Here is a 7,135-nt window from a genome sequence, read left to right on the forward strand (position 1 = left end):
TTCACCGGACCACCGAGCGGTCGCCGAGCAGGCAGGGGATGGTCATGACGATGATGTAGAGATCGAGCCAGAACGAGTGCCGTTCGATGTACTCGACATCCAGGGCGATGCGTTCGCGAACGAGTTCGGGCGTGTCCACCGGCCCCCTCGAGCCCTTGATGGCCGCCCAGCCGGTCAGGCCGGGCTTCATCCGGTGCCGGTGGGCATACTGGCCGACCAGCTTGGCCGACTCGATGTCGCCGGTCTTCATGCCGACGGCATGGGGGCGTGGACCGACGATCGACATCTCGCCGCGCAGCACATTGAACAGCTGCGGAAGTTCATCGAGGCTGGTCAGGCGGATGAAGTTCCCCACCCGGGTGACCCGTGCATCATTGGCCTGAACCTGCTGGGCGGCGGTGGCGTCCGCCATTTCATGCCGCATCGAGCGGAACTTCCAGACCAGGATTTCTTCGTTGTTGAACCCGTGGCGTCGCTGGCGGAAAAAGATCGGACCGGGACTGTCGAGCCGGACCGCGAGGGCGATAAGGGCCATGAAGGGCGCGGCGACGGCAAGGCCGACAGACGCGACGACCAGGTCCTGGGCGCGCTTCAGAATCGCCTTGCGGCTGTTGGCCGGGGCACCGCTCAGATCGGCCAGGGCGGCGTCGGCGATGCGCGACACGGCCGCCTCGCTGTCGGCATCCCGGCCGAGATCGATATAGAGGCTGATGGGATTGGGCAGCACATTCAGCCGCTCGACCAGTTGCCTTACCCGGCCCTCGGCCGTGGAGGTGACGGCGATCACGACGCGGTCGACATAGGGCATGACCCGGTGATCGACGAGAGCCCTGGTGTCGCCCAGGACCGGCACGCCATGAATGTCATCGGGAGCCCGGTCCAGCCGGTCGTCGAAGATCCCCAGGACATTGACCTCGCCCGTGCGCATCGCCGCCTCGATCAGGCGCCGGGCGTTACCGGTGGCTCCGACGACAACGATGTTGGGGGTCAGCCGACCCTGGCGACGTCCGTGAACAACAAGGCCCCACCACGCGACATGCAGGGCCATCAGGCAGGGTGTCAGGGCGAGAAGACCCCACAGGCCGTCCGCCGGTGCGCCGGTCAGCAGGGTGAGGCCAAGACCGGCCGCCGCGGCGGCTCCTGCGGCAGCGACCACCCGAAACAGGTGACGGGGCAGGCGCTCGCGATGGGCAAAGGCATAGGCGTCCAGGCCTCGCAGGGCGAGGAACAGGACTCCGCAGCCGACCAGGCTGGCGAGACCGCCCATGCGGTCCGGCTGATCGGCGAACAGGAGGATGGCCGCCACGGCGATGGTCACGGCGTCGAGACCCCGGAAGGCCCGGGCCAGGATCCTGGCCTCGATCCGGGCGCGGGCCGGAACCAGCTGGCCGGGTCGAAACGGCCCGCGCCGGGCGCTCGACGGCGAGCGCCGGCCGGCCCTGGCACGCGGCGCAGGCGGAGTCGCCTTAAGCTCTGGCGAGCCCGCCGGGCTTTCCACCTTCGGGGCATCCTCATCAAAGATGGTGGCGAGCGGCATCGATCCGAACCGGTAAAACGGCGTTCAACCTAGCGCGGTCCTCTGAGCTTCCCGTTAACAGGGGAAAATACGCCGGCGCAGGCCAACGCGTGATTGTCATGTCGCTGCGAACAGGCTATCCAGCCGCTCCCTCTCAGGAGGAGACGTGGCCGAGAGGCTGAAGGCACCGCTTTGCTAAAGCGGCATACCCCAAAAGGGTATCGAGGGTTCGAATCCCTCCGTCTCCGCCAACCTTCTTTGATTTTGCTGTATTTTTTCAGGCTTTGGGACCGCGTTCCCATAAGCGCTCCCCGAAAACTGCTGCGCTGAGGCCTAGGCGTCAGTGGGGAAGTCTTCCGGGAATGCGGTGGGAATCGGTCCGGTAGCTTTGTACTCGCCCGCTTCGCACCAAAATCCGAGCCGGTTGTTACGGGTCTTACCTTCGGCTGCCGCTGACGCACTCAAATTGGCGTTCAGCAGGCGCGCCGCCATCCAGCAATTAGCTTCGCTATAGCTTTGGCTTTCTGCCTTTGCGCGGAATGTTGCCCACTCCAATCGCATACCTGGTGAGATCGGAGAGTTTCTATAAAGAGTAAATCCTTGACCGGGGCTTTCTCCGGAGCATCCGCAGAGAATTAAAATGGCTGCGGTGGCTGTGAAGGCTCTAGCGATCAACGAGTTTTCCCTTTCTAGGAAGCTCACTAAGAACGAGCAGGGCACCAAAAAACATCCGCTAGTCACAAGCTGATATGAATGCTGCCACCTTCTTTCCCGCAGGCCCTTCCGTCTGCTTGTTCGTCGTCCAGAGGAGGACGCTAGTTCCGCTTGGCTCCGTGGTCACCGAATACGTCTCGGCAACGCCGGACCCTGGATAAACAGCAACGAGCAAAAAGGTCTTAAAGGGAGCCGACCCATCTACTTTGAATACGACTGCGCCATCAGCAACGGCACTGATATTTTTCCCAAGTGCGTCCTTCGTAATGATGTCCCACTGCCCTTCGCTGTCTAAGTCGAAAAGAAACTGTCCTTTTGAAATTCTATCGTCAGACCACCCACCATCGGTCTCTGACAAATAGAACGATTTTCCGACCGAGGGTCCACACTGCGCTACTATTCCAGCGTAGGCAGTTGTGACTGGTAGCATAGCTATTGCTAGCGCGAGCGCTCCTAGTCTCCGGATTGCCATTGGTGCGCGCCTTTCAAAATCGGTATCCGAGCAAGTCAGCACGGACAGAGAGCTAATTGAAGGGCATTCGGCTCCAAAGCTCTAGATTGATCCTGGGCGCATCGCCTTAACCACCGCCTGAAACTCCGCTGACCGAGCGCCATGCTTCCACGCATTGCGGTTCCCTTTAGGAGCGCCGGGATTGGTCCCGCCGTGCATCCGGCAGGTTCGGCGGCCTCTGACGGCTGGTCCGCCGCAAGGCAGGCCGCGCCGGTTGCGAGCGGTGCAACGCGCGGCGCTAGCCATTGCGTCGAGTTCTGGCTGGCGCATGGGATTGTTTGGCTCAAACGTCATTTCACGCGCCCCCCGGAATGATGGTGAAACTCGTCAGCGATGACGGCTTGGCCGCCTTCGTTGACATGGACGTGCCGCACGGTTTGTTCGCGCGGTTGATGCAGGCGCGCCAAGGCTTCCAGTGTCGCCCGGCAGTTCGATTGGGCTTTGAGCGCAAGGCGGGCGTATTTCTCACTCGCCCCAAGATGAGCGCCCATATTGATTGCCGCGCGCCTCGCCAGTTCGGTGAACATGCCGTCCAGGGTCATGGCCTGAGACGCGAGCAGCCGACTGGCTAATTCCAGATCGCCAGCGGCGGCCTTGTCACCTTCAGCCTTCATGGCCCTCGCGAAGTCAGCGAGCTCAGGCCTTAGCGACTCGTTACCCAAGAAGCCCGCTGCATAGGCTGACGAGGTGAAGGCGTGGCGCGCTTGCGGGGTCAGCAGGACACGGGCCAGGGCGAAGTCGTCGGTTTCATCCGGTGTGCGTTCTACGACGAGCGTTGTGCCCTTCGCGGCCACTGGCGGTTTTGTCGCTAACTTCCTTGGCATTCGAGGGTCCATGATTTTCGAGCCGCCGCGCCAATGTTGGCTGACGTCGAGCAACGCTTGCCGATGATGAGGCCGCCGGGAGCGCTTCGCTTCAATGCGAACAACTCCAAGGCGGAGGGGTGAGCGCCCTTGAGGACGTATGAGGCGACCACTTCGAGGTTGAAGGCATGAACCGCCGGGAGTGACGCCTCCACCCCCAGGCGGCCTCCTATGGGCCTGCTATGGATCACCGTTGCGCTATAGGGACGGCCGGTAATGGATCGCAGCCAGCGTTTTTGAAGTTTGGTGGCCTTCGGAACGGCTAGAGGCGGAACATGGGCCAGCAAATGGCAATGCCAGCCCTTGAAGTCGCCGTTCTCATGAACCCAGACCCAGGCCGTTCGGTGGCCATGCCGGGCGATGCATTTCGAGAGCAGATCGGTAAAGCGCCCGGTGGCATTGGCCATGCCATGCAGGGGAACGCCTGCCGCCTTCCAATGAACCGTGACCATGCGGTTGAGGGGCAGGCCAAGGACCTTGGCGTGGCCTATCGCATCCAAGAGGTTGGCCACTTGGGCGGTGGTCAGGGCTTGGCTCTGCCGGTCGGCGCGGTTGCGGGCACCGCCCCGACCGACCTTGCGAGCCAAATTGGGTCCGACACCTATAGTAATAGGGAGAACGATTGCGGTGTGTAGGCCAGAGGGAAGGGCTTGAGGGGCAAGGCTTTTCGCCCCCGGCTGCAACTTTGAAACCTCACCGAAACCACCGCCCCGGTGAAGTTTCAAAGCTCCGCCACGCCTTGCCCGACGGATCGGGTTTCTCGCGGCAGACCTTGTCATTTCTTGACCTCCGTTTCGCCGTCCGTATCGGCCGCAACCCACACAATGGCTTGCTTTCCGGTCTCGTTAGGACGGCGTGCGCCGCTGTCTCGGATCAGGCCCTTGAGCTTCAATTCGGAGGTTCGCGGCTGGATCGAATACCGCGAGAGTTCGAGCTGGCTTGCGAGTTCGTCTGCCGTGAGGCCCGCAGCCCCCGCGTCTCGAATAGCCGCCGCAGTGAGGCGTTGCAGGCGACCAAGCTTAGGGGCCAAGTCATTGGCTGCGGCGACCGACGTATCGACCCGGCGGTGGCCCGGCGCGTTGGGGTAGGCGTTCATTGCGCGCCTCCCTCGATCAGACTGGGAAGGCCGCACCGGGCCAAGAGTTTTTGCAACCATGCCCATTGGCGCGGGCTTAGGGCGTTGGCGATGCAGACGTGGCCCAGGAACCCGGCTTCTTTGCGGTCGAGGGCGTGATCACCGCTGAGCAGCGACAGGGCGGCGAGGCGATGGCTTGGGAAGGTGGCGGGAGCGGCGACCGCATTTGGTCCGGTGAACCGGTGCGTGTTCTGCTTTTGTAGATCGTAGCTCATTTTCAAATCCCCCCTTTGAATTGGGGTGAGCTTGAAATGTAGTGGTCCAGAGAGGTGGAGCTGATTAGAGTTCGGCGGCCCACTTTTCGGCCTGCAATAACTCCCTTATTGAGCGCGTTATACAATCCTGTGCGAGATATACTGTAAAGCTGCGTTGCTTCGCGGATGGTGACGTAGATCTTCATTGTTTTCTCCAGACCCGTCCACGACTGTTCGTGAAGGTCCGGCTACGTCTAGATCGGCGTGGATTTGGCCTTGCTCAATCTGCCCATAAATCAAAAATGATCAATAAAAACAGGGCTTCACTGATTTAACTGTGCCCGATGATATTCCCAGCACTTTTTGACGATTGAGGCACTGAGTCGCCTGCCGATCGCCTCGCTCCATTCCCGTCTCACTCGCTCAATGATCTCGGCTCGCTGGCCGTAGGGACGGCTGGTAACAAAGCGAAGCATTCTTGGGGATCGTGGCAATTGATCCAGTTCTAATGCGCTCCTTCCGGCCCCTATCCATATCGAGTCACTTATAGCTTGCTGATAGGCGTCGTAATCGGTGGGCGATATATTTCCTCGTTGAGCAACATAATTCCTTTTAAATTCGCTTTGCTCTGTCGTTAATTCACCGGCGGCTTCAAATGCTCGTTGCATTGATTTGATTTTGTCTTTTCCGGCTTCGCCCCATAAGTGTTCGCAGTCCACGCCAATGCAGAGCCGTTGCCACTCCGAAAGGATTGGGCGACGGCCCGCATTTGCCCTTCGCCCACCGCTCGGCATTGTCAGGACCCTTTCAAGCTTCGGATCGGCAAGATGCTGGCGCTTTCTCTTGGCGCGGCGCAGCAGAAAGATGCCCAATCAGCTATGAGTCTTTGCCGCTTTTCGAACAGGTCGCCGCGCCGGTAGGCGGCCTCAACCTTGTTCGCGATGGTGTGCGCGAGCGCCATTTCGCAGACCTCATGGGCATAGGCGGTGCGCTCTGCCGCCCAATCGCGAAACCCCGAGCGAAAGCCATGCGCGGTACAATCGGCCTCCATGCGACGCAGCAGCATGGTCATAGCCATGCCCGACAACTTGCCGCCGCTGTCCCCAGTAAAGAGGCTTTCAGAGCCTTCGATCTTTGCCGCGTCGAGAATGGCCAGGGCGCGCTCTGAGAGGGGAACGCGATGCTCCTTTCCGGCTTTCATACGCGCAGCTGGGATCGTCCAGATAGCCTTGGCCAGATCGACCTCATCCCAAGTCGCGCCGATAACCTCGCCGGTTCGCGCCGCCGTAAGGATCGTGAACTCAAGCGCCAGCGCCGCCATAGCCTTGCGGGCTTTCAGGCGGCCCACGAAGTCGGGAATGGCCTCGTAAGGCATGGCGCGGTGGTGGCCCCGCGACAGGCGAGTGCGCGGCGGGAGGATTTGGGCGATATGGCCGCGCCAGCGCGCCGGGTTCTCACCCTGCCGATAGCCGCGCGCCTTGGCTGAATCCAATATGGTTTCAATACGCCCGCGCAAACGGCTGGCGGTCTCGGGCTTCTCTTTCCAGATGGGCTCAAGGATCGACAGGACATGAGCCGTGGCCACGTCGCCCACCGGCAGGTCGCCAATTGCGGGATAGACATAGCTGGTCAGGGTGTTGGCCCATTGCTGGCGATGCTTGGCGTTGCGCCAGCTTCCCTCATTCGTCGCGATATAGGCCTCAGCGGCGGCCTTGAAGGTGTGGCTGGCCACCTTGGCCGCCTGAGCGGCCGCGAGGGCTTCCGCCGCCTCTGAGGCGCGTTCTTCCAAGGGGTCCACACCGGACTTCACCTTCAGCCGCAAGGCGGCTGCCGCGTCGCGAGCCTTGGCCAGCGTAAGGGCGTCCTTGCCAGCGGCCGGGCCAAGTCCGACGTCGCGCGACTTGCCGTTCAACATGAAGCGATAGACCCAGGACCGCGCCCCGGTCGTCTTGACCAGAAGATGCAGGCCGCCGCCGTCCGCGTGGCGGCCGGGTGCTGCTGTCTTCACCGTTTGCGCCGTGAGGGCGTTCGTGACCTTCCGAGGCATGGCTCGCTCCCCCGTTCCCAAAACAGTTCCCCGAAGATAGGCCGGTTTTATGGGAACGCAATGGGACAGTGGTGGACGCTCGAAGTTGTCGCTGGTCTAAAAAACTCTATTTTATATGAGGAAATTGGACATTCGGGAGCGCCTCAGGATGAACG

General features: G+C 61.4%; 8 protein-coding genes and 1 tRNA gene. 1 reads left to right on the plus strand and 8 read right to left on the minus strand.

What is annotated here, in order from left to right:
- Window position 1 precedes the first annotated feature (1 nt).
- The gene (gene hfsE, locus DBR10_RS02830) at window positions 2-1,537 is read right to left on the minus strand and encodes a polysaccharide biosynthesis protein HfsE (RefSeq protein WP_108505771.1); all 1,536 of its coding nucleotides are present in this window, start codon (window positions 1,535-1,537) and stop codon (window positions 2-4) included.
- Between the two features lie 139 nt (window positions 1,538-1,676).
- On the opposite strand from hfsE, the gene DBR10_RS02835 reads away from it, so the two are divergent.
- Window positions 1,677-1,767: transfer RNA gene (locus tag DBR10_RS02835), tRNA-Ser, on the plus strand.
- A 1,264-nt stretch (window positions 1,768-3,031) separates the two neighbouring features.
- On the opposite strand, the gene DBR10_RS19235 is transcribed toward DBR10_RS02835, so the two are convergent.
- The 7 genes from DBR10_RS19235 to DBR10_RS02870 all read right to left on the minus strand — a co-directional run bounded on the left by DBR10_RS19235 (window position 3,032) and on the right by DBR10_RS02870 (window position 6,980).
- On the minus strand, window positions 3,032-3,535 hold the full coding sequence (locus DBR10_RS19235) for a hypothetical protein (protein ID WP_199223592.1): 504 nt from the start codon (window positions 3,533-3,535) through the stop codon (window positions 3,032-3,034).
- A 14-nt stretch (window positions 3,536-3,549) separates the two neighbouring features.
- Window positions 3,550-4,191: a hypothetical protein gene (locus DBR10_RS18845; protein WP_146184185.1), complete on the minus strand. Its 642-nt coding sequence runs from the start codon at window positions 4,189-4,191 to the stop codon at window positions 3,550-3,552.
- A 188-nt stretch (window positions 4,192-4,379) separates the two neighbouring features.
- Window positions 4,380-4,700 (minus strand): hypothetical protein, encoded by a 321-nt coding sequence (locus DBR10_RS02855; protein WP_108505769.1) that lies wholly within the window; start codon window positions 4,698-4,700, stop codon window positions 4,380-4,382.
- Window positions 4,697-4,954 carry a hypothetical protein gene (locus DBR10_RS02860; RefSeq protein WP_108505768.1) on the minus strand — a complete coding sequence of 86 codons (258 nt, stop codon included), beginning with the start codon at window positions 4,952-4,954 and terminating at the stop codon, window positions 4,697-4,699. The genes DBR10_RS02855 and DBR10_RS02860 overlap by 4 nt, the downstream gene beginning before the upstream one ends.
- Window positions 4,955-4,956: 2 nt before the next feature.
- A complete protein-coding gene (locus DBR10_RS20425; RefSeq protein WP_108505767.1) occupies window positions 4,957-5,139 on the minus strand; it encodes a helix-turn-helix domain-containing protein in 183 nt (60 codons plus the stop codon).
- A gap of 117 nt (window positions 5,140-5,256) precedes the next feature.
- Window positions 5,257-5,805 carry a hypothetical protein gene (locus DBR10_RS19240; protein WP_146187818.1) on the minus strand — a complete coding sequence of 183 codons (549 nt, stop codon included), beginning with the start codon at window positions 5,803-5,805 and terminating at the stop codon, window positions 5,257-5,259.
- Complete coding sequence (locus DBR10_RS02870) at window positions 5,730-6,980, minus strand: tyrosine-type recombinase/integrase (RefSeq protein WP_108505766.1); 1,251 nt, start codon at window positions 6,978-6,980, stop codon at window positions 5,730-5,732. The genes DBR10_RS19240 and DBR10_RS02870 overlap by 76 nt, the downstream gene beginning before the upstream one ends.
- Between the last annotated feature and the right edge of the window lie 155 nt (window positions 6,981-7,135).

Source organism: Caulobacter sp. HMWF025, assembly GCF_003060965.1.
GTDB lineage: Bacteria > Pseudomonadota > Alphaproteobacteria > Caulobacterales > Caulobacteraceae > Caulobacter.